At 56.1% G+C, this 20,678-nt stretch carries 20 protein-coding genes and 2 pseudogenes; 14 read left to right on the forward strand and 8 right to left on the reverse strand.

From position 1 onward, the window contains the following. The 4 genes from ACWR1S_RS19570 to acs form a co-directional block, all read right to left on the reverse strand. Positions 1-699 carry an ABC transporter permease gene (locus ACWR1S_RS19570; RefSeq protein ID WP_007912703.1) on the reverse strand — a complete coding sequence of 233 codons (699 nt, stop codon included), beginning with the start codon at positions 697-699 and terminating at the stop codon, positions 1-3. After that, positions 696-1,385, reverse strand: a complete 690-nt coding sequence (locus ACWR1S_RS19575) for an ABC transporter permease (RefSeq protein ID WP_007912702.1) — start codon at positions 1,383-1,385, stop codon at positions 696-698. The genes ACWR1S_RS19570 and ACWR1S_RS19575 overlap by 4 nt, the downstream gene beginning before the upstream one ends. A 91-nt stretch (positions 1,386-1,476) precedes the next feature. After that, positions 1,477-2,250: an ABC transporter substrate-binding protein gene (locus tag ACWR1S_RS19580; protein WP_038366516.1), complete on the reverse strand. Its 774-nt coding sequence runs from the start codon at positions 2,248-2,250 to the stop codon at positions 1,477-1,479. Positions 2,251-2,992: 742 nt separating this feature from the next. After that, complete coding sequence (acs, locus tag ACWR1S_RS19585; protein ID WP_454564643.1) at positions 2,993-4,948, reverse strand: acetate--CoA ligase; 1,956 nt, start codon at positions 4,946-4,948, stop codon at positions 2,993-2,995. Positions 4,949-5,319: 371 nt separating this feature from the next. Here acs and ACWR1S_RS19590 point away from each other — a divergent pair, with 371 nt between their 5' ends. The 6 genes from ACWR1S_RS19590 (at position 5,320) to ACWR1S_RS19615 (ending at position 11,028) form a co-directional block, all read left to right on the forward strand. Further along, complete coding sequence (locus ACWR1S_RS19590) at positions 5,320-5,580, forward strand: DUF2790 domain-containing protein (RefSeq protein ID WP_122589445.1); 261 nt, start codon at positions 5,320-5,322, stop codon at positions 5,578-5,580. Positions 5,581-6,143: 563 nt separating this feature from the next. Then, on the forward strand, positions 6,144-7,394 hold the full coding sequence (locus ACWR1S_RS19595) for a ribonucleotide-diphosphate reductase subunit beta (protein ID WP_008084848.1): 1,251 nt from the start codon (positions 6,144-6,146) through the stop codon (positions 7,392-7,394). 437 nt (positions 7,395-7,831) lie between these two features. Continuing rightward, complete coding sequence (locus ACWR1S_RS19600; protein WP_454564644.1) at positions 7,832-8,122, forward strand: hypothetical protein; 291 nt, start codon at positions 7,832-7,834, stop codon at positions 8,120-8,122. A gap of 308 nt (positions 8,123-8,430) precedes the next feature. After that, positions 8,431-8,964 carry a BRO-N domain-containing protein gene (locus tag ACWR1S_RS19605; protein ID WP_454564645.1) on the forward strand — a complete coding sequence of 178 codons (534 nt, stop codon included), beginning with the start codon at positions 8,431-8,433 and terminating at the stop codon, positions 8,962-8,964. Positions 8,965-9,077: 113 nt separating this feature from the next. Next, entirely contained in the window at positions 9,078-9,791 is a 714-nt protein-coding gene (locus ACWR1S_RS19610; protein WP_454564646.1) for an HNH endonuclease, read from the forward strand. A gap of 250 nt (positions 9,792-10,041) precedes the next feature. After that, entirely contained in the window at positions 10,042-11,028 is a 987-nt protein-coding gene (locus tag ACWR1S_RS19615; RefSeq protein ID WP_454564647.1) for a hypothetical protein, read from the forward strand. Positions 11,029-11,031: 3 nt separating this feature from the next. On the opposite strand, the gene ACWR1S_RS19620 is transcribed toward ACWR1S_RS19615, so the two are convergent. The 3 genes from ACWR1S_RS19620 to ACWR1S_RS19630 all read right to left on the reverse strand — a co-directional run bounded on the left by ACWR1S_RS19620 (position 11,032) and on the right by ACWR1S_RS19630 (position 13,928). After that, positions 11,032-12,228: a hypothetical protein gene (locus ACWR1S_RS19620; protein ID WP_454564648.1), complete on the reverse strand. Its 1,197-nt coding sequence runs from the start codon at positions 12,226-12,228 to the stop codon at positions 11,032-11,034. 132 nt (positions 12,229-12,360) lie between these two features. Beyond that, positions 12,361-13,035 carry a DUF6933 domain-containing protein gene (locus ACWR1S_RS19625; RefSeq protein WP_454564649.1) on the reverse strand — a complete coding sequence of 225 codons (675 nt, stop codon included), beginning with the start codon at positions 13,033-13,035 and terminating at the stop codon, positions 12,361-12,363. A 77-nt stretch (positions 13,036-13,112) separates the two neighbouring features. Continuing rightward, the gene (locus ACWR1S_RS19630; protein ID WP_454564684.1) at positions 13,113-13,928 is read right to left on the reverse strand and encodes a sulfite exporter TauE/SafE family protein; all 816 of its coding nucleotides are present in this window, start codon (positions 13,926-13,928) and stop codon (positions 13,113-13,115) included. Between the two features lie 112 nt (positions 13,929-14,040). On the opposite strand from ACWR1S_RS19630, the gene ACWR1S_RS19635 reads away from it, so the two are divergent. The 4 genes from ACWR1S_RS19635 (at position 14,041) to ACWR1S_RS19650 (ending at position 15,937) form a co-directional block, all read left to right on the forward strand. Next, on the forward strand, positions 14,041-14,808 hold the full coding sequence (locus ACWR1S_RS19635; protein WP_454564650.1) for an AraC family transcriptional regulator: 768 nt from the start codon (positions 14,041-14,043) through the stop codon (positions 14,806-14,808). A 93-nt stretch (positions 14,809-14,901) separates the two neighbouring features. After that, positions 14,902-15,219 carry an XRE family transcriptional regulator gene (locus ACWR1S_RS19640; protein ID WP_454564651.1) on the forward strand — a complete coding sequence of 106 codons (318 nt, stop codon included), beginning with the start codon at positions 14,902-14,904 and terminating at the stop codon, positions 15,217-15,219. A gap of 42 nt (positions 15,220-15,261) precedes the next feature. After that, entirely contained in the window at positions 15,262-15,630 is a 369-nt protein-coding gene (locus tag ACWR1S_RS19645; protein WP_454564652.1) for a type II toxin-antitoxin system RelE/ParE family toxin, read from the forward strand. Then, complete coding sequence (locus tag ACWR1S_RS19650; protein ID WP_095048140.1) at positions 15,617-15,937, forward strand: helix-turn-helix domain-containing protein; 321 nt, start codon at positions 15,617-15,619, stop codon at positions 15,935-15,937. The genes ACWR1S_RS19645 and ACWR1S_RS19650 overlap by 14 nt, the downstream gene beginning before the upstream one ends. Positions 15,938-15,948: 11 nt before the next feature. On the opposite strand, the gene ACWR1S_RS19655 is transcribed toward ACWR1S_RS19650, so the two are convergent. Beyond that, positions 15,949-17,004: an MBL fold metallo-hydrolase gene (locus tag ACWR1S_RS19655; RefSeq protein WP_454564653.1), complete on the reverse strand. Its 1,056-nt coding sequence runs from the start codon at positions 17,002-17,004 to the stop codon at positions 15,949-15,951. A gap of 215 nt (positions 17,005-17,219) precedes the next feature. On the opposite strand from ACWR1S_RS19655, the gene ACWR1S_RS19660 reads away from it, so the two are divergent. From ACWR1S_RS19660 to ACWR1S_RS19675, 4 genes and pseudogenes are all read left to right on the forward strand, one after another. Beyond that, entirely contained in the window at positions 17,220-17,828 is a 609-nt protein-coding gene (locus ACWR1S_RS19660) for a TetR/AcrR family transcriptional regulator (protein ID WP_454564654.1), read from the forward strand. 157 nt (positions 17,829-17,985) lie between these two features. Beyond that, entirely contained in the window at positions 17,986-19,053 is a 1,068-nt protein-coding gene (locus tag ACWR1S_RS19665; protein ID WP_454564685.1) for a diguanylate cyclase, read from the forward strand. Between the two features lie 281 nt (positions 19,054-19,334). Further along, a pseudogene (locus tag ACWR1S_RS19670) lies at positions 19,335-20,018 on the forward strand (PAS domain-containing protein); the annotation flags it as partial. Between the two features lie 108 nt (positions 20,019-20,126). Beyond that, a pseudogene (locus ACWR1S_RS19675) lies at positions 20,127-20,564 on the forward strand (methyl-accepting chemotaxis protein); the annotation flags it as partial. Between the last annotated feature and the right edge of the window lie 114 nt (positions 20,565-20,678).

The raw sequence follows: 20,678 nt of genomic DNA on the forward strand, positions 1-20,678 counted from the left end.
TCAGTGCTTCCGCGGGGCCAGGTAGCTCAACCAGCGACGCTCGGCCAGTTTGAACAGCTTGACCAGAATGAACGTCAGGCACAGGTAGAACACGCCAGCGGTGATGTACGCCTCGAACGGCAGATAGAACTGCGCGTTGACGGTACGTGCCGCGCCGGTGATGTCGATCAAGGTCACGATGGAGGCCAGACTGGTGGTCTGCAGCATCATGATCACTTCGTTGCTGTACTGCGGCAGTGCCCGGCGCAGGGCCGATGGCAGCAGGATGCGCTTGTACAGTTTGAAGCGCGACATGCCCATGGCCTTGGCCGCTTCGATCTCACCGTTCGGCGTGGCCTTGAGGCTGCCGGCAATGATCTCAGCGGTGTAGGCGCTGGTGTTGACCGCAAAGGCCAGGCACGCGCAGAACGTTGCGCTGGACAGCCACGGCCACAAGAAGCTTTCGCGTACAGCTTCGAACTGCGCCAGACCGTAGTAGATCAGGAACAACTGAACCAGCATCGGCGTGCCACGGATCACGTAGGTGTACAGCCACGCGGCGCCGTTGACGACCGGGTTCTTCGAGACGCGCATCAGCCCCAGAGGCAGGGCCGCGAGCAGACCGAAAAACAGCGACAGCGCGAGCAGTTTGAGGGTGGTCAGCAGGCCGCCGAGGTACAGCGGCATGGCCTCCCAAATGACGTTGTAGTCGAAGATCATAGATCAGCCGCCCTTACGCCTACCGAGTAGCGCTTCTCAAGTTGACGCAGGATCAGCAACGAAACACTGGTGATCACCAGGTACATCGCCGCCACTGCGAGGAAGAAGGTGAAAGGCTCGCGGGTGGCATCTGCCGCCTGCTTGGCCTTGAACATCATGTCTTGCAGACCGACCACGGAAATCAGCGCGGTCGCCTTGGTCAGTACCAGCCAGTTGTTGGTGAAGCCCGGAATCGCCAGACGAATCATCTGCGGCACCATCACCCGGAAGAACACCTGAAAACTGCTCATGCCGTACGCCATGCCCGCTTCAGCCTGACCTTTGGGAATGGCCATGAACGCGCCACGGAAGGTTTCCGACAGGTACGCACCGAAAATGAAACCGAGGGTGCCGATACCGGCGGCCAGCGGATTCAGATCGATGTAATCGTCATAGCCGAGCATCGGTGCGACGCGGTTGAGCAAGTCCTGACCGCCGTAGAAGATCAGCAGGATCAGCACCAGATCGGGAATTCCGCGGATCACCGTGGAATACAGATCGCCCAGCCAGGCCAGCCAGCGCACTGGCGACAGGCGCAACGCGACACCGATCAGCCCGAGAACGATGGCCAGAGCCATGGACGACAAGGCGAGCTGAAGCGTCAGCCATGCGCCATCGAGGATGACAGCCCCGTAGCCTTTCAACATGATTCAGGTCCTCGAAAGTTGGGATGAAAAAATGGCGCAAACCGCAGAGATCCTGTTGCTTGCGCCATTTCGGACTTGTCGCAGAGACGTGTTACTTGCCGTAGATATCGAAGGCGAAGTACTTGTCCTGGATTGCTTTGTATTTGCCGTTTTCGCGGATGGCCGCGATGGCCGCGTTGATCTTGTCTTTCAGGGCGTCGCCCTTACGCACTGCGATGCCTACGCCGTCGCCGAAGTATTTGACGTCGGTGAACGCTGGACCTGCAAACGCGAAGCCTTTGCCGGCGTCGGTGTTGAGGAAGCCGTCCTGCAGCAGGGTAGCGTCAGCCACGGTACCGTCGAGGCGACCGGCAGCCACGTCGAGGTAGATTTCGTTCTGCGAGCCGTACGGCTTGATCTCGGCACCCAGTGGTGCCAGGACTTCGCGGGCGAAACGCTCGTGGATCGAACCACGTTGTACGCCGATGTTCTTGCCCTTCAGTTCAGCCAGACCTTCGCTGACCTGAGTACCGGCCTTCATGACCAGACGTGCCGGGGTGTTGTAGTACTTGTTGGTGAAGTCGACCGACTTCTTGCGATCTTCAGTGATCGACATGGACGACAGGATCGCGTCGATCTTGCGCACTTTCAGTGCCGGGATCAGACCGTCGAACTCTTGCTCGACCCATACACACTTGACCTGCATCTGCTCGCACAGAGCGTTGCCGATGTCGTAGTCGAAACCGACGATGCTGCCATCCGGTGCCTTCGAGGCGAACGGAGGGTAAGCCGCTTCGATACCGATCTTCAGAGGTTTTTCGTCAGCGAAGGCGTTCATCGACAGCACGGACAGTGCCAGGGCGCCAAGCAGCACAAGTTTCTTCATCTTGGGACTCCATCGGTAAAGGGCAAAAACGGCAGAGTGAGCGACAGCCCAATATGCGAATGGGTGAATCGGGAAATCGGTTGCTGCATCGGTGGGAAATTTCCCATTGAAACCGAAGGAGGTTTCAACGTCAGCCACGATGAGCGAGTGATCGGCATTCTAACGACAGGCCGGAAGCCGATATTTCTTCAATGCGACAACTAATTACAGATGCACAGAGAAAGCGACTTTGGCACATTGACAGCCCTGCAATTTCATGCAAGAGCGAAAGACAGTGAACCGATCTATGCTGCAAATTGCGGGCCTATTATTCGCAAACCCTTCTAATCCGGCAAGCGCAGCGTTGTGTCTTATTTTTCACTGGGGGTTTCGAGGCTCTAAAACGGGGCGATGCGTTTCCCTTTGCCCCGTCGCGGGGCGGGCGGTTACACATTCGGTTACGTGGAAGGTGTTGGGTAACAGCGGGAAATGTCTTACGGGGGAGATCGATAATTATTGACCCCCCGATCGTTCCCACGCTCTGCGTGGGAATGCAGCAAGGGACGCTCCGCGTCCCCGGAGCCGACGCAGAGCGCCGAGGGAGGCATTCCCACGCAGAGCGTGGGAACGATCAGAAGATACTCGGTCAAACTGTGGGAGCGAGCCTGCTCGCGAAGGGGCCAGCCCAGCCACCACAAAACCTTCCAGACACAAAAAAGCCCTACCCGGCATTCACCGGACAGGGCTTCTATGCTTCTAACGCTTAAGCCACATTCATCGTCTTATGCGTATCAATCAAATGCTGCACCACACCCGGATCCGCCAGGGTCGAGATATCCCCCAACCCGTCATATTCCGCCGTGGCAATCTTGCGCAGAATGCGGCGCATGATCTTGCCCGAACGCGTCTTCGGCAGCCCCGGTGCCCACTGGATCACGTCCGGCGAAGCAATCGGGCCGATCTCTTTACGCACCCAGTTTTTCAACTCCAGACGCAACTGCTCGGTCGGCTCCTCGCCATTCTTCAAGGTGACGTAGACATAAATGCCCTGCCCCTTGATGTCATGCGGCACCCCCCCCACCGCCGCTTCAGCGACTTTAGGGTGAGCAACCATTGCGCTCTCGATCTCGGCCGTGCCCATGCGGTGACCGGACACGTTGAGCACGTCATCGACACGCCCGGTGATCCAGTAATAACCATCGGCGTCACGGCGCGCGCCGTCACCGGTGAAGTACATGCCACGGAAAGTCTTGAAGTAGGTATCGACGAAACGATCATGGTCGCCATACAGCGTGCGCGCCTGACCTGGCCACGAATCGAGAATCACCAGATTGCCTTCAGCCTCGCCCTCGATGATGTTACCGAGGTTGTCGACCAGCGCCGGCACCACACCGAAGAACGGACGCGCCGCCGAACCCGGCTTGAGCGCGTGAGCGCCCGGCAACGGGCTCATCATGTTGCCGCCGGTTTCGGTCTGCCACCAGGTATCGACGATCGGGCAACGCGACTTGCCGACATTCTTGTAATACCAGTCCCAGGCTTCCGGGTTGATCGGCTCGCCCACGGAACCGAGCAGACGCAGGCTGCTGCCATCGGCGCCTTCAACCGCAGCCTGACCCGAGGCCATCATCGCGCGGATCGCGGTCGGTGCGGTGTAGAGGATGTTGACCTTGTGCTTGTCGACGATCTTCGCCACCCGGGTGATGTCCGGATAGTTCGGCACGCCTTCAAACAGCAGCGTGGTCGCGCCGTTGGCCAGCGGGCCGTAGACAATGTAGCTGTGGCCGGTGACCCAGCCGACGTCGGCGGTGCACCAGTAGACTTCGCCCGGACGGTAGTCGAACACGCGCTCGTGGGTCATCGCCGCATACAGCAGATAACCGCCGGTGGTGTGCTGCACGCCCTTCGGCTTGCCGGTCGAGCCGGAGGTATAAAGGATGAACAACGCTTCTTCGGCGCCCATCTCTTTCGGCGCGCAAACGGTGCCCGCCACTTTCATCAGGTCTTCGTACCAGATGTCGCGATGCTGGTTCCACTTGATGTCGCCACCGGTGCGCTTGCAGACGATGACTTTCTGAATGCTGCTGGTTTCCGGGTTGGTCAGCGCGTCGTCGACGTTGGCCTTGAGGGAAATCTTCTTGCCAGCGCGAATACCCTCGTCAGCGGTGATCACCACTTTCGATTTGCAGTCGATGATGCGACCGGCCAGCGCTTCCGGCGAGAAACCGCCGAACACCACCGAGTGAATCGCGCCGATCCGGGTGCAGGCCAGCATGGCGACCACGGCTTCGGGAATCATCGGCATGTAAATGGTCACCACGTCGCCGCGGTGCACGTCCTGACCACGCAGGGCGTTGGCCAGTTTGCACACTTGTTCGTGCAGTTCGCGGTAGGTGATGTTGCGGCTCTCGGAAGGATCGTCGCCTTCCCAGATGATCGCGACTTGATCGCCGCGCTCGGCCAGATGACGGTCGAGGCAGTTGTAGGAAACGTTCAGGGTGCCGTCGGCAAACCACTTGATGTCGACATGGTGATCGTCGAACGACGTCTGTTTCACCGTGGTGAAAGGCTTGATCCAGTCGAGACGCTTGGCTTGCTCGCGCCAGAAGCCGTCAGGGTTGACGACCGACTGCTGGTACATGGCTTTGTAGGTCGCCTCGTCAGTCAGCGTGTTAGCCAGAACCTCGGGACGAACGGGATACAGAGAAGCCGCACTCATCTTTCCTACCTCGGTGTAATAGTTGTTTTTGTATGACCCTGTTGTAACGGGGCGGGGGCCATAGAACCATTCGACGATGGTAGTAACAAGCCCTCGCCCACCCACACAGCTCCTACATGAATGAGGATTGGGGTGATTTGGGGGATTGTTACCAAATCTGCCAAAGGTGTTTATCAAAACCCGCTCTGTTTACCCCCGCCCCTTCTCCCTAAAATTCACCTCGCCAACAAGGCAACCGCGATTAACAACGTTACAGCCCCCACGAAGGCCGTTAATCCAGCTCTCAAGTAATAACTGCAAATGATGAAGTTACACACGCAACCCCAAAAAGGTTGCGTGACCCCACTCGACCTCAAAAAGGTAAATCTGAAATGAAAGCTTTATTGGTTCTGGCCCTCAGCAGTCTGTGCGCAACCGCCATGGCAAACGAGGCCCCGACTGATGTCGCACAGCAACAACCAGTGATCGAGGAATACACTTACTCCACTCACCTGGACATCGCCAACGTTGTATCGATGAGTGAAATTCCGAATGTCTGCGAAGTAGTGCCAGCGAAAATGGAGTACGACGACTCTAAAGGTCAGCGTCACATCCTGCGCTACAGCGTGATGGGCAACGGTTGCACCAATTGATGATTCGAGACTGCACCGAATTGGATCTCTCAGCGCTTCATTGAGGGTCTATTCCAGCCCGACTTCGGTCGGGCTCAGTTGTGTCTGGAGTCGTTGAAAAGGGTTGCAAAACACAAGATATAGTGAAAAACGCGGCTTTTTGCTCATTTCTTGAGCAACCAAAGCCCGGCGAAAAAATTAATCAAAAAAAAATCTCACGAGCCAACATCCGCGAAAGCCCTGTAAACCCTCGCTCCGACTGAAATACCCCTCCTGATCGACCGCCCTGTGCTGATTCGCCTCCCCCACGCGCGTGTTTTTTTCCCTATAATGCCGCCCTAATCGGGTCAGCAATATTCCCTTACAGGGATCAAAAGCCATTCTGAAGCCCCGCAGTCGCGTTCAACGTGATCTGCGCCCGTCAGAGGCTCTCGGAAACCCGTACAAAATTCTGTTTTATTGCCTGCCTTAGCTGCTGCAAAAAACGATTCCTTAAGATCCAACGCGGTCTGTACGACCGTGTGAAAAACCAACCAATCAGGTTTCACACGGGCGACAGGCCCTCACGCAGGAGACGACACGTCATGCTGAGCTGGGACGAATTCGACAAAGAAGACAGTGAAGTAGCAACCGTGAAAGGCGCCAACGCCGGCCACGCTACTGAAGCCAACATGGACCGCCTCGACAACGCTGGCGGTGCCGCCGCGATCGAAGCTCGCGCCGTGACCGCCGACGACTCGGCCGCTGTCGCCCGCGCCAAGGCTGCACTGAACTCCCTCGACGTCGCCGAAGGCCTCGCCGAACTCGAAGGCGCCTCCGCCCGTGTCGCCGTTGACGAAAAGCGCATGATCAACTGCCGCGCCGACCTCAACCAACTCGTGCCATTCAAGTACGACTGGGCCTGGCAGAAGTACCTGGACGGTTGCGCAAACCACTGGATGCCGCAAGAAGTCAACATGACCGCCGACATCGCCCTCTGGAAAGACCCGGAAGGCCTGACCGACGACGAGCGCCGCATCGTCATGCGCAACCTCGGCTTCTTCTCCACCGCCGACTCGCTGGTTGCCAACAACCTGGTACTGGCCGTGTACCGCCTGATCACCAACCCGGAATGCCGCCAGTACATCCTGCGTCAGGCTTTCGAAGAAGCGATCCACACCCACGCCTACCAGTACTGCATCGAATCGCTGGCCATGGATGAAGGCGAGATCTTCAACATGTACCACGAGATCCCATCGGTCGCGAAAAAAGCCGCCTGGGGCCTGAAGTACACCCGCTCGATCTCCGATCCGAAGTTCGAAACCGGCACCCCGGACACCGACAAAGAGTTGCTGCGCAACCTGATCGCCTACTACTGCGTTCTGGAAGGCATCTTCTTCTACTGCGGCTTCACCCAAATCCTCTCCATGGGCCGCCGCAACAAAATGACCGGCGTCGCCGAGCAGTTCCAATACATCCTGCGCGACGAATCCATGCACCTGAACTTCGGCATCGACGTGATCAACCAGATCAAAATCGAGAACCCGCATTTGTGGGATGCTGAGATGAAAGAAGAAGCGACCCAGATGATTCTGCAGGGTACGCAGCTGGAGATCGAATACGCACGTGACACCATGCCTCGCGGGGTGTTGGGTATGAACGCGGCGATGATGGAGGACTACCTGAAGTTCATCGCTAACCGTCGTTTGAGCCAGATTGGTTTGAAGGAAGAGTATCCAGGGACAACTAACCCGTTCCCTTGGATGAGCGAGATTATGGACTTGAAGAAAGAGAAGAATTTCTTTGAGACGCGGGTTATTGAGTATCAGACTGGTGGTGCGTTGAGCTGGGATTGATTGATATGGCCCTGCTGCTCCAATTGCAGCAGGGCCATAAAAATATCAAAAGATTGTTATTCTGAAGGCAGAAACAAGAAACCCGCAGCAATCGCGCCAACGATTGCTGCGGGTCTTGACCGCACCATTGAACAGAAGCCCGAGGGTGCGGGCCGTGACTGGAAGAACTCAGATCACGATGCATTGGGAAAATGCGCGACGTGATTATAGACGTCTTTCGGACGGTTACAACGGCCTCACGTCGGAGAATTCGTCATGAACGATTATCCGGTGGCACCGCCAGGATACAGAGCTGTTTTCTGTATGAGCTTTAAGCACTGGCGCAGTGGAAAAGACGTCTTTCGCAAAGACGGGCGTCCTTTCTGTTTTTTTGTGAAAGCCTAACCGTGCGGGACAGGCAACTGTCCCGTCCTATAATCACGTACAGAGTAATTCCTATGAAGCAGACAATTATTGATGCAATCAGTAACTATCAAGTTTTAACGTTCACATACAGCGGTATTCCACGGGTAGTTGAACCGCATGCCGTTGGTCTTTCTCGCACTGGAAAAGAAGTAATCCGTTGCTTTCAAACCCATGGCGGCCATGTGACTCCAGGCCACGAATGGGACCTGTGCGAGCTCAATAAAATATCTGACCTGAAAATATCTGGCGCTACGTTTCATACTCCTCGACCAGGTTATCGTCGGGGGGATAGCCACATGGCTCATATTTTCGCGGAGCTCTGACGTTTTAATAAGTAAAAGAAAAAAGCCCTGATCTGATCAGGGCTTTTAAATTCCCTGAAAAATAATCACATCCCTACATCAGCGCTCTAAATCTCCTACAGCACTTACAGCCTCTTCCCATTGAAGCCTGCCACGAGCACTACTAAGCTCTGTCGCAGGTGCCTAAGAAACGCCCAACGTAGAAAGCTTGGTCAGTGACACAGACGCGTAATTCGTCGGTGGCATCTGCTCTGCTCGTTGGGATTTCTTAAGTCCGCTCTACGTTGGGGTCAGGCCCTCCCAAAATCCATAACGTAGAGGTCATAGATATGTCTGATCCATGCTCGGTAACCGTCTTCTCTCGCCACAATCTTTTTTTACATGCCCTTCTATGGGAAAACCAGCCTTGGTTTTCCGCCCGCGATGTCGGCCGCTTGATTGGTTTCCATCTGAATGATCGGGTGGTCAATAAGCTAGATAGCGATCAACGCCGCATTATGTGGATTGAGTACTTTCGAGAACCAGAACAGCATCTGATGCTCAGTGAATCCGGGGTGTATGCGCTGCTGGTCTATCACTACGTTCCGGGGAATCGGTTGTTGCGTGAGTGGTTGACCAATGGGGTAGTGCCAACCTTGCGGGATGCTGCAGATTCAGGAGATTCGAATCGGCCAATGTTGAGCTTGTTGGATTGGCCGGAGATGTCTTTGAGTTTGCTGCATTGGCAGGATGAGGGCTGGATTCGGCTAAGGGATATGCCTTACCTGTTGAACGATCAGAAGCCACGACGAGCTTCTCTAGAGAAACCCTGGTGGCGACGGGTTGCGCAGGTGTTTCAGTCCTCGAAGCACTCGATGGGCTAGGGATGGGTTTGTAGGATCGCGCAGGATCTGTCGCTTTTTTCTGTAGGATTTTTCGTAGACAGAGGTGATGGCCACTAAGTATCGTCCGAGGGTTTTCAACCCTCGGCGATTGTATGGACACGGATAAAAGTAACAGCGATTGGAGTGAGGTCGAGATTCAGGCGGCAGTCGATGCCTATCTCAAGATGCTTGCACGCGAGCAGAGCGGCCAGAAATTCGTCAAGACTGAGGAAAATCGAATCCTGCGTGAAGGCCCGTTAGCCGGTCGGACTAAAGGCTCTGTCGAGTTCCGGATGCAGAACATTTCTACCGTGTTGGTCGAAATGGATAGAAAGCGTATTGAAGGCTACAAACCTGCCAAGAATGTTGGTGCGAATGTGACGCGTAGCATCCGTAAGGCACTTGACGCTTCTACCGTTCTGACACTTGAAGATTCTGAGCCAACGGCGGACGAAGAATTGCTCGAGCAACGCGCGGCTAAATTTGAGCAAAAGCAATTTGATTACGTCCCCAAAGGGATAAAAACACCTATCCAAACGACTTCGACTAGAAAGGTTTACTTTCGCGATCCTGAATTGAGGGGCTGGATTCGTCAGCAAGCCGATGGAAAGTGCGAAGGTTGTGGCAAAGCAGCGCCATTTGAAAAGGATGGGAAACCGTTTTTAGAAGTGCATCACGTCAAGCACATGTCGCAAAAGGGTTCGGACCTTGAGACGAATGTTGTGGCGTTGTGCCCCAACTGTCACCAACGTTGCCACCATTCGGACGACAAAGAGGCTTTCACTGCTTGGCTGTATGACAACGTTGGAAGACTCGAAAAGGAATAATCGCGGTTTGTTTGACCAACCGTATTTGCTGTTCTAGGGACTGCTTCGCAGCCCAGCGGGAGCAAGCTCCCTCGCCACAGGATGATGCGTGGCCTGCAATGGCGGTGTGAGTATTGAAATCTGGCTGATGCCAGTGATCGCCAGCAGGCTAGCTTCAACAGATTCCGAATCATCCTGAAAACAATCAGTGCAACCCACCCCGCCTCCCGCTATTAATACCCCTCCCCCACTCAAGGATCCGAGCCCCACCATGAAATTCGATCTCGCCTACTGCCTCAGCCTCGACGACAAGTTGTCGATCTATGATGTTCGCGATCTCAATTTCGATGAGACGGTGGCGTTCGATTCCGCGAAGGAACACTTCCAGTGCCCCAACGATGCCTGTCGTTCGGCGTTCGAGGCTTCCAACGAGTTGGGCACGTTCAACGCCAAGAATGTGAATTACGTGCGCACGCCGCACTTCAAGAATCTGCCTACCACGCAGCATGTGGCGGGTTGTCCGTATGTGAGTTTGAAGGCTTCGGCGTTAGGCGTTGAGACGGCGGATGGCGAGGTGGATGACGGGCGTGAGGAGCACTTCCCATCGGAGTTGTTGCTGACCCGGCGTGAGTATGTGCGCAAGCCTGCCGCGCCAGCGGGGGCGGCGGATGTGTTGCGCGATGATCCGGTGCGGGTGGCGGCGGAGAGTGGTAAAGAGTCGGCGAATCGTGAGTCGGCGCCGGACAAGACCAGTGTGTTTGCGCATCCGGTGGAGTGTTTTGTTTCGAACTTCGCGGACAAGGAGTTGCTCAAGCGGATGCCGTTGAAGGTCGGTGAGCATGCGGCGCCGTACAGTTCGTTCTTCAAGAAGATTGAGTATCTGACGGACAACAAGGGGCTGATTTACTGGGGGCGGATCAAGAAGATCGAGGACTTCCACAGTGCCAGTTTTCGTATCGATTTCGAGGACAAGGTCTGGTTCAAGAAGCCCGAGGACAACAAGAAGAAGCCGTATCCGGTCAGCGTTTATCTGAACAAGAAGCTGATCGACAATTACCGCAAGCGCAAGGCGTTTCTGGAAGAGATCAAGCATGCGGTGGATAGCGACAAGGCGTTGTTCTGTTTCTTCTATGGGGTGACGCCGGAGTTGAAGCAGGTGCCCGGCAAGAAGAACCCCGAAAAGCCTTTCGAGGTCTTCAATGCCAATATCGAGAACCTGGACCACTTCATTATTCGTGAAGCGCCGGGTCTGGAATGACAGTTAGCCCTGGGGCAGTTGCAGATTGACGGCGCCGGGGTGTTGTTTGACGAGTGAGTACGGCAGGATCGACCAGTCGGGTGAATCGCAGGCTCGTTCTATGCGGGCGAAGTACGCTCCGATGTACAAACCTTTTTCGGTGAAGTGCCAGTTGGAATAGCTCCAGTTGTCTTCATTGGTGAAGTCGCAACTGTCTTCATCTCCGCCTGCCGGTTTCTTCATTTCATCCGGGTACAGCGCGGTGAGTTGTTTGATCAGCCACGGCTTGAAGACTTCGCTTTGGTACTTTGAGCGCGCCGCGTCTTCGGCTTCGGTCAGAGGTTTGTCACCGCCTCGGTAACGATCAGCGTGAAGGACTGGCTGACCCTCGCCCACCCAGAGCACGTCTTCGAGCGACAACGGATGGCCGGTTTTCACATCGATGTTAAGTGGTGAATCGCCGAAGTCCGGGTGCGCACCGCCGCAGTCGTAGCTGGTGGAAATGTTCAGGCTGATGACGCTGGGCGAGATAAATGTCGGGGTGACGTCCTGAAGGAATTCGGCGTAACCGCGACCTCGCAATTGGCAACCGTAGTAACTGATGGCCTCGTCCCACAAGCGCCCGAGCAACTGCTGGTTAACCCGTTGCAGATCTTCTTTTGGCATCCCGGATTCAATGCTGAACATGGACATCTTGGTATCAGGCTCTTCCCACCATTGCAGGGAGTAGCCCATGAAGTCCTGCTTTTTACCGGGTTTGAGTTTCAGTCCCTGAAGCCGTAGATATTCGTAGGGCTCGCTCTTGGGCAACTTGGCGATGTAGGGCAATGCATTCGCCGGCACTTCGGGAAGTGGCGTATCGGTGACCAGTACGGGCAACTTTTTGCCCTTCGGGTTTTGCCATTCGCCCTTCCAGCCGCCATCAATCTGTTGCAGTTTCAGCGTGGGTAACGGCTTGCCCGGCTCCATACGATCACTGCCCTCTGTGAGCAGCAAGACGTCATTTTTATAAGTGCCGTTAAGCTCTAGATCGCGGTGAAATTTCTCATAGAAGTAGCGACCGGTGACTTGCTCCGGGTCACTGGTGTCGACTTCGAACACGATCGGCATTTTGCCCAACGTACCGGTGAATACCATCCGGTTATCTTCGGCGTGCGCGGTGGATAGCAGCGAGAACAGCACAGCGGCGCGGGTTGCCAGGCGCATCAGTCCCTTGAGCATTGATCGATCCTTGAAAGAGGAGAAGGCCGCGCCTGGGGTTTGCACGCCGGCGAGGAGAAAGTCGGGGCGGATTATGGCGAGGCCAAGCCAGAGAATCGAGTGCAACCGTACATTTCGGCTGCACATGGGCGCTTAATGAAAAGCCCTGATTTCTCGCCACGCCTCCAGACGTCGCTTCAAAGCACTCTCGATACCCGCCTCATCAACAACGCAATATTCACGCAACCAGTGAGCGACCATTTCGACATTCGGCCAGTAGGTATCTTTCTGACCTTTGCTGCTTCTGGGCGTGTCATTCATTGCGGCATCGAAACCAATCTCTGCACGCTCACTCTGTGGTAAACAGCCCCACTCGGCTGCATTCCCCTCAAAATACCAAGCGATTTCATCAATATGTTTTTGTGCACTGCGATGGCTGCGCCGATAAAACTTGTAGTCGCGACAGACTTGATCCATACGCTGCGGCATGATGCCGGCGTCGACCCAATCCATAAGGCCGTGATTGATCGCATCGCGGATCAATCCTTCACGCCAACGATCAGCAAACCAGGCAACGAAACCTTCTGTGTCAGCCTTTTTCGCATCGGCGAAGACCATGCAGTAACGGGTTTTCACATGGATAACCAACAAAACATGCTTGCGTTGCACCGTGATCGCATGGACTAGCCACTGCTCTACGGAACTGGAGGCTTCGTCATCTTCGATGGCGGGCGACGGCGGTTTGTTGTCCACTGGCGTAATCTTTTTGCCTTTGTGAACACGGCTGAAAAACTTACTGGCGGCTTCGGTGCAATTGAAGATCAACATCCGGGTTCTCTGGTAGTTGCTGGAGGACGGCGCTCGATTACCGATTTTGATTTCTTCCGCTGTAGCCTGGCAATGGTTCATTTAAGCGAAATGCACAGCAGCACAATAATCAGCAACCCGATATAGACCCAGGCATGCACCCGATCTGGTATCCGTCCAATCCATGGCGCGGCCAATCGTATCCCGATGAGCGACCCCACCGTCAGCACCGCAAACGCCAGCAAATCCACATACCCGACAAACCACGCGCCCAATTCAGCCTGACTGAACCCGGCCAACGCCATGTACGTCAGCGTGCCGGCCACTGCCACCGGCACGCTCAACGGATTGGCCATGGACGTCGCTTGCGACATGCTCAATCCACAACGGCGCAACATCGGCACGGTCATGACGCTGCCTCCTACACCGAGAAACGTCGCGATGGCGCCGATGCCTACACCACCTGCGGAAGTTTCCGTAGCGCCAAGTCGGCGTGGGATGACGTGTGGGTTCTGAGTGAGAAATCCTCGTCTGAGCAGGCAGTCGACGATGGTCACGCCGAGGTAGCCGATGAATGCGTAGCGAATCACTTCGCCGCTGACCCAAATCGCGGCTATTGCACCCACGACCGCACCCATTCCGATAAACCCTCCCAACGGCCACAGGTAATGACGGATGAGGTTGCCGGCGCGACGGTGTTTGTCGGTGGCGATCAGGGCGTTGACGATCATTACGCAGGTCGAGGTGGCGACGGCGATGTGCATCGCCGATTGGCCGATCGGGTCGTCGACGCCGTGGCTGGCGGTGAGCAGGCGATACAGCAGCGGCACCACGACGAAGCCGCCGCCGAAGCCGAACAGCACGGCGGTGATGCCGGTCAGGCAGCCGAAGAGGGTCAGCAATAAATACAACATGTCGAGGCGTCCGTGGTGGGAGAGCGGTCGACGATAGAACGGCATCGCTTGGCCTGCTTCAGCAAGTCAGCCAATAATGTTTGCGTTTACGCCAACCACCGGGAAACGCCTGATGCGCAATGTTTCGATCAATCTGCTGGATGACACGCCGCGTGCGGTGGTGGCGATCGGTACGGATTATTCCCACGGTCACTTGCTGCCTTTTCACACGCATCGACGGGCGCAATTGTTGTATGGCGCGACCGGGGTGATGCAGGTCAGTACCCATGACGGCAATTGGGTCGTGCCGCCGCAGCGCGCGGTGTGGATTCCGCCGGGGGTGGCGCACGAGGTGTTGATGCTTGGGGTAAGCACTCGCAGCTTGTATATCGAACCCGATGCGGTGGATTTGGGTGAGCGCTGCCAGGTGATCAGTGTGTCGCTGTTGATGCGGCATTTGCTGATGGAGGCCGTGGAGTTACCGCTGACCTATGACTTGGGCGGACGCGATGGCGTGTTGATTGATCTGTTGCTGCATGAATTGACGCGCAGTGCGCCGCTGCCGTTGCACATTCCGCTGCCGACTGACGGAAAGCTCCTGTCTCTGTGTCAGAACTTTCTGCATCAGCCGTACGCCCACCAATCACCACAGCAGTGGGCTGACCAATTACACATAAGCTTGCGTACCTTCAACAGACTGTTTCGCCAACAAACCGGGCTGAGCTTCAGACAATGGCGGCAGCAGGCTTGCGTGGTCCTGGCGCTGGCACGTTTAGCCTCGGGTGAAGCGGTGACGCGCATCGCACTGGACTTTGGTTATGAAAGCCCGGCGGCGTTCTCGACGATGTTCCGGCGGATCCTCGGGCAGGCACCGTCCGTCTGGTTGGAGGCGGCGAATTAGCGCAAATCAAAAAATGCGTTTGATCCCGGCCGAAAACAACTGTACAAAAACACAGTACATTTTCAATCAGCACTCTTGAGCCCGGAGCACACCATGGCCTCTCTTGCGATGAACCACATCCTCGAACGCATTGCCCTTTTCCAGTTCACCCCGACGCACTGCGTCCAGGCCCGAGCGATGCTGGGCTGGAGCGCGGAACAGCTCTCGCGGGAGGCTGAGGTTTCGGTTGAAGACATTCATCGGTTTGAAGCGCAGCAGGATGTTGCGGATGCGGCTCGGCTGGCGCTGGCTTACCGGTTCGAGGCGCAGGGGCTGGTGTTCTTTCCCGGGTTTGCGCCGGGGCGTAGTGCGAGTTTTCAGAGCGTTTCGTCGGAAGCGGTGGGCCGTGGGGATTTTGCGATGGCTGATTGAGAGAACGAGTTGATCTTTATTCCTAAATAGATATATTTTCGCATGAGTGCAAGGAAGCCGCTCTTGTGGGTCTGCAGTAGCAAGAAAGATCTCAAGCAGATGCCCACAGACGTACAGGATGTTTTTGGTTATGCACTGGATTTGGCCCAGAGTGGTTTGAAGCATCCGGATGCAAAACCCCTGAAAGGGTTTGGAGGCGCAGGTGTGCTGGAGCTGATCGAAGACTTCGATACCAACACCTACCGCGCCATTTACACGGTTCGTTTCGGCAGTGCCATTTATGTATTGCAGTGCTTTCAAAAGAAGTCGACTACCGGAATCAAAACGGCTCAGTCCGACATTGATCTGATACGAAACCGTCTTCGAGCCGCTCAGGATCACGCGAAAGGATCAGAAAATGATAGAAATTGAAAAAGGTAGCGGGAACGTCTACCAAGACCTCGAACTGCCCAATGCCAGTGAAATGCAGGTTAAGTCGCAGCTCGCGGCGAAGATCGGCGAGATCATCAAGGCTCGCCATCTCACTCAGATTCAGGCGTCTGAAATCCTTGGATTATCCCAACCAAAACTTTCCGAAATGCTACGGGGGAAATTTCGAGGGATCAGTGAAGCCAAAATGATGGAATGTCTTTCTCATCTTGGGCGAGATGTGCAAATCGTAGTGAAATCGGCCCCCCGATCACGAAAAGAAGGCCGAATTGAAGTGGTGTTTGCTTAACCTGAAACTCATTAAGCGCTCTGCACCACACCCTCACTCTCCCCTTCAACCGCCAACCACCACGCCTCCCCGCGTTGCGGTTGAGCGATGTTAAACGCCTCACCCATTTGCGGCGTGGTAATCGAAACACTGCGTTCCCACGCCAGTGCCAGAATCCGGTCGAACGGTTCGTGCCAGGCGTGCATCGCCAGGTCGAAAGTGCCGTTGTGGATCGGGAAGAGCCAGCGGCCCTTGAGGTCGATGTGCGCTTGCAGGGTTTCTTCGGGCTGCATGTGCACGTGCGGCCATTCGACGTTGTAGGCGCCGGTTTCCATCAGGGTCAGGTCGAAGGGGCCGAACTGTTCGCCGATGCGTTTGAAGCCATCGAAGTAGCCGCTGTCGCCACTGAAGAAGATTCGCGTGTCGCCGTCGATCATTACCCATGACGCCCACAGTGAGCTGTTGCCATCGAACAGGCCACGGCCGGAAAAGTGCTGTGACGGTGTGGCGACGAAACGGATGCCGGCAATCTCTGCGCCCTGCCACCAATCGTACTGACGGACTTTACTGGCATCGATACCCCATTTGATCAGCGTGTCGCCGACGCCCAGTGGCGTGAGGAACAGGTTGGTCTTGGCGGCCAGTCTGAGCACGGCCTGGTAATCGAGGTGGTCGTAATGGTTGTGCGACAGGATCACCGCTTCGATCGGCGGCAACTGGTCGATGCTGATCGGTGGCTGGTGGAAGCGTTTCGGTCCGGCCCACTGCACCGGCGATGCGCGCTCGGCGAAGACCGGGTCGGTGATGAAGAATTTGTCGCGCAGCTTCAACAGCAAGGTCGAGTGACCGAGGCGATAGACGCTGTGATTGGGCGCTGCCAGCAGCTCTTCTCGAGTCAACGCCTGCACCGGGATCGGCGCGGCGGGCCGGGTGTTGCGCGGTTTGTGGAAAATCATGTTCCACATGATCCGCAGCATTTTGCGCAGGCCTTCGCGTTGCACGGGTGCGTGGTTGCGAAACAGCCCCTGATTCTGCCGCGAGGCTTCAGGCGTGGATGTGTTATCCGGGAGCGAAACTGGATTGGCCATGACTGAATGACTCCAGAAAAACCGCGCAATTCGCGGTTTTTCCACGGTGGGACGATAAATGGCCAAAGCTGCACGCATAGGCCGAACGGTCTGTTTTTAGGCTGCGAGGATTAACGCAACATTACACTGATCGGTGTAGTTTCTAGGTTGCATCAAAGCGGATGACAAGTAAACTGCCAAGTGTAATTTCATCTTTTCTCTGCCGAAGCGTACTTATGACAGTTCCACTGCGACTCACCGACCGTAAACGCGAAGCCATTATTCAGGCGGCGATTGCCGAATTCCGTGCCAACGGTTTCGAGATCACCAGCATGGACAAAATCGCGGCCACCGCCGGTGTGTCGAAGCGTACGGTGTACAACCATTTCCCCAGCAAAGAAGAGCTGTTCGCCGAAATTCTCAATCAGTTGTGGGCACGCATCAGTGCCGAGCAAGCGGTGACCTACAACCGCGATCAGCCGTTGCGCGAGCAATTACGGCAGATGCTGCAGGCCAAGGTGCAGTTGATGGCTGACGAGAATTTCCTGACCCTGGCACGGGTGGCAATTGCTGCGACCATTCATTCGCCGGAGCGCGCGCAGAACATGATCGAGCGCATGGGCGAGCGCGAAGAAGCTCTGACCGTGTGGATTCGCGCCGCGCAGGCCGACGGCCGATTGAAACCGGTCGACCCGGAATTCGCCGCCCATCAAGTGCAAGGCTTGCTCAAGACCTTTGCCTTCTGGCCACAGATGTCGATGGGCCGCGCCGCTCTTGATGTCGACATGCAGAACACCGTCGCCGAATCGGCGCTGGAAATGTTTTTGGCCCACTATCAGCTCTAAATCGCCCTTTTCCTGTGCGAGTCATCGATTAAATGGCTCGGAAGGACACTGATTATTCCCGTTGGAATAAATGACAATGTCCGACAATCGACCGACGAACGGTTAGCCTGAGAAAAATACCGCAAAGTATTTCAGGATGAATTTCGCGCAGGGCATCATGGAAAACCAACGCGGCAAAGGCTTGTCATTCGCCAGGCGCATTTACCTGCCCCGGTCCATTGGTCTGGGGGTCGGTTTTTTCAGCGTCGGAGCAGCGTTGTATCCGCTGAATATGCCCGGCTGGATCTGGGGACTGTTGTTGTTCAACGGCTTCGCCTGGCCGCATCTGGCCTATCAGATCTCCACACGTTCGACTTTTCCGTATCAGGCTGAACGCCGCAATTTACTGTACGACTCGCTATGCGGTGGCTTCTGGGCGGCGTGCTTTCAGTTCAGCCCGCTGACCACCGTGACCATCCTGTCGATGATGACCATGAACAACGTCGCCGCCGGTGGCTATCGGTTGTTCGTGTTCGGCGCCCTCGCGCAAGTCGCCGGCGTGTTGCTGGGCTGGATGATCGTTGGTTTCAAATTCAGCCTGACGATGACGCAGGCGCAAGTCTGGGCCTGCCTGCCGATGCTCACCCTGTATCCACTGGCGCTGGGCATGGTCTGTTATCGCCTGGCGATCAAACTCTCTCAGCACAAACGCACCCTGAGTACCCTCAGCCGTACAGACAGCCTCACCGGTCTGCTCAACCACGGCGCCTGGAAAGACCTGCTGCACCTGAAGTTTCAACAATGTCGCCAACACAACACCCAAGCCACGCTGGCGTTGATCGACATCGATCACTTCAAGGAGATCAATGACAGCTTCGGGCACATCGTCGGCGATGCGGTGCTGCGGCAATTGAGTCACGACCTCAAACGCCTGCTCGATCAATACGAGTTGGCCGGACGCTACGGCGGTGACGAGTTCTGCGTGATCCTGCCGACACTGCCGCTGAACAAGGCCGAAGCGCTGATGGAGCAAGTGCGCGAGGCATTGCAACAATATCGTCATCCGCAGGTGACAGCGTTGCGAGTGGGCCTGAGTATCGGTCTGGCGCGGTATCAGCCCTTGTACAAGGATGCCCTCGACTGGCTGGACGATGCCGACAAAGCGCTCTACACCGCCAAACACAAGGGCCGCAACACTATAAGTGTGGCCTTGAGCCGTACCGCGACGGACAACGCGGGCGCCTGAAAAGTTATACAAAATTACAAATAATTACTTTCTTGTACAACTTTATGAAGTTTTGTATAAGTAGCCATCTGCCAGTTAAGGAATGCTGGCATTGAGCAGTCACCGCCGAATGCCGTCCGCGCATTCGGTCTGCCAGCGCGGAAATAGGGACTGAATCCTCGATCCTCCCCCTCTTCCAGAGTACTGCGAGCATGTTCTTCAATCGCCACAAATCCGCCGTCGACGACCTTCAGCGCACCCTCACCGAACAAGCCGGCCTGCTCGATGCGATCAATCGCTCGATGGCGGTGATCGAGTTCGACCTCGATGGCGTGGTGCTGCGCGCCAATGACAACTTTCTCAAGACCATGGGTTACACCGCCGAACAAGCGATCGGCCAGCCCCATCGACGTTTTTGCACACCAGAGTTCGGCCGTAGTGCCCAATACACGGATTTGTGGTCGCGCCTGAAAAACGGCCAGTTTCAGTCCGGCACGTTCGAACGGGTCAACAGCAAGGGCCAGCCGGTCTGGCTCGAAGCCAGTTACAACCCGATCAAGGATGCGTCGGGACGGGTGGTGAAAGTGGTCAAGTACGCCATGGACGTGACGGCCAAGGTGCAACAGGAAAGTGAAGCCAACGCCAAGTTGCAGGCCATTGACCGGGCAATGGCGGTTATCGAATTCAATCTCGACGGCAGTATTCTCACGGCCAATCAGAATTTTCTGACGCGCATGGGTTACACCCTGGCCGAGCTGAAAGGTAAACACCATCGATTGTTCTGCACACCGGAACTGGTCAACAGCAGCGCTTATCAGGATTTCTGGCGGCGCTTGAACCAGGGCGAACTGTTCCACGGTCAGTTCGAGCGCGTGGATAAGCGCGGACAAACCGTGTGGCTCGAGGCCAATTACAACCCGGTCTATGACGCCGCCGGGCGCTTGTGCAAAGTGGTGAAATTCGCCTCCGATGTGACCGCGCGCGTCGAGCAACACGAGCAGGATGCACGCAGTGCCAGCGCGGCGTATCACATCTCGGTGGCCACGCGGAAAGTCGCCGAGCAAGGTACGCAAGTGATCCAGCAGGCCGCCAGCGAAATGCGCGAAATCGCCGAGGACATTGCCCAATCTTCAACGTTGATTGCGCAATTGGGTGAACGCTCCGAGCAGATCACCGCCATCGTCAACACCATCCGCGCGATTGCCGACCAGACCAATCTGCTGGCCCTTAACGCCGCGATTGAAGCTGCGCGCGCCGGTGAGCAGGGTCGCGGATTTGCCGTGGTTGCCGATGAAGTGCGACAACTGGCGGCACGTACCAGCGGTTCGACGGCGGAGATTTCCAGCATGATCGGTTTGATCCAGAGCGAAACCCGCCAGGCCATCAAGAGCATGGAAGGCACCCGGGGGCGCGCGGCTGAAGGGGTCGAGTTGGCGAATCAGGCGGGGACGGTGATCTTGCAGATTCGCGATGGCGCCAGTGAGGCGGTGGATGCGGTGAGCATGTTTGCCAATGAGCGGGTGCCAGGGTAATTGATGCAGAGTCAGTAGACCGAGGCGCGGCCTTCGCGAGCAGGCTCGCTCCCACAGGGAAATGCATTCCAATGTGGGAGCGAGCCTGCTCGCGAAGAGGTCGGCTGCCACAAC

This window comes from Pseudomonas sp. AIG (assembly GCF_977020205.1).

What these genes read in the sequence shown, in the direction of transcription:
- ACWR1S_RS19570 (WP_007912703.1), bottom strand. Translation starts at nt 699, where the DNA reads ATGATCTTCGACTACAACGTCATTTGGGAGGCCATGCCGCTGTACCTC.
- ACWR1S_RS19575 (WP_007912702.1), bottom strand. Translation starts at nt 1,385, where the DNA reads ATGTTGAAAGGCTACGGGGCTGTCATCCTCGATGGCGCATGGCTGACG.
- ACWR1S_RS19580 (WP_038366516.1), bottom strand. Translation starts at nt 2,250, where the DNA reads ATGAAGAAACTTGTGCTGCTTGGCGCCCTGGCACTGTCCGTGCTGTCG.
- acs (WP_454564643.1), bottom strand. Translation starts at nt 4,948, where the DNA reads ATGAGTGCGGCTTCTCTGTATCCCGTTCGTCCCGAGGTTCTGGCTAAC.
- ACWR1S_RS19590 (WP_122589445.1), top strand. Translation starts at nt 5,320, where the DNA reads ATGAAAGCTTTATTGGTTCTGGCCCTCAGCAGTCTGTGCGCAACCGCC.
- ACWR1S_RS19595 (WP_008084848.1), top strand. Translation starts at nt 6,144, where the DNA reads ATGCTGAGCTGGGACGAATTCGACAAAGAAGACAGTGAAGTAGCAACC.
- ACWR1S_RS19600 (WP_454564644.1), top strand. Translation starts at nt 7,832, where the DNA reads ATGAAGCAGACAATTATTGATGCAATCAGTAACTATCAAGTTTTAACG.
- ACWR1S_RS19605 (WP_454564645.1), top strand. Translation starts at nt 8,431, where the DNA reads ATGTCTGATCCATGCTCGGTAACCGTCTTCTCTCGCCACAATCTTTTT.
- ACWR1S_RS19610 (WP_454564646.1), top strand. Translation starts at nt 9,078, where the DNA reads ATGGACACGGATAAAAGTAACAGCGATTGGAGTGAGGTCGAGATTCAG.
- ACWR1S_RS19615 (WP_454564647.1), top strand. Translation starts at nt 10,042, where the DNA reads ATGAAATTCGATCTCGCCTACTGCCTCAGCCTCGACGACAAGTTGTCG.
- ACWR1S_RS19620 (WP_454564648.1), bottom strand. Translation starts at nt 12,228, where the DNA reads ATGCTCAAGGGACTGATGCGCCTGGCAACCCGCGCCGCTGTGCTGTTC.
- ACWR1S_RS19625 (WP_454564649.1), bottom strand. Translation starts at nt 13,035, where the DNA reads ATGTTGATCTTCAATTGCACCGAAGCCGCCAGTAAGTTTTTCAGCCGT.
- ACWR1S_RS19630 (WP_454564684.1), bottom strand. Translation starts at nt 13,928, where the DNA reads ATGTTGTATTTATTGCTGACCCTCTTCGGCTGCCTGACCGGCATCACC.
- ACWR1S_RS19635 (WP_454564650.1), top strand. Translation starts at nt 14,041, where the DNA reads ATGCGCAATGTTTCGATCAATCTGCTGGATGACACGCCGCGTGCGGTG.
- ACWR1S_RS19640 (WP_454564651.1), top strand. Translation starts at nt 14,902, where the DNA reads ATGGCCTCTCTTGCGATGAACCACATCCTCGAACGCATTGCCCTTTTC.
- ACWR1S_RS19645 (WP_454564652.1), top strand. Translation starts at nt 15,262, where the DNA reads ATGAGTGCAAGGAAGCCGCTCTTGTGGGTCTGCAGTAGCAAGAAAGAT.
- ACWR1S_RS19650 (WP_095048140.1), top strand. Translation starts at nt 15,617, where the DNA reads ATGATAGAAATTGAAAAAGGTAGCGGGAACGTCTACCAAGACCTCGAA.
- ACWR1S_RS19655 (WP_454564653.1), bottom strand. Translation starts at nt 17,004, where the DNA reads ATGGCCAATCCAGTTTCGCTCCCGGATAACACATCCACGCCTGAAGCC.
- ACWR1S_RS19660 (WP_454564654.1), top strand. Translation starts at nt 17,220, where the DNA reads ATGACAGTTCCACTGCGACTCACCGACCGTAAACGCGAAGCCATTATT.
- ACWR1S_RS19665 (WP_454564685.1), top strand. Translation starts at nt 17,986, where the DNA reads ATGGAAAACCAACGCGGCAAAGGCTTGTCATTCGCCAGGCGCATTTAC.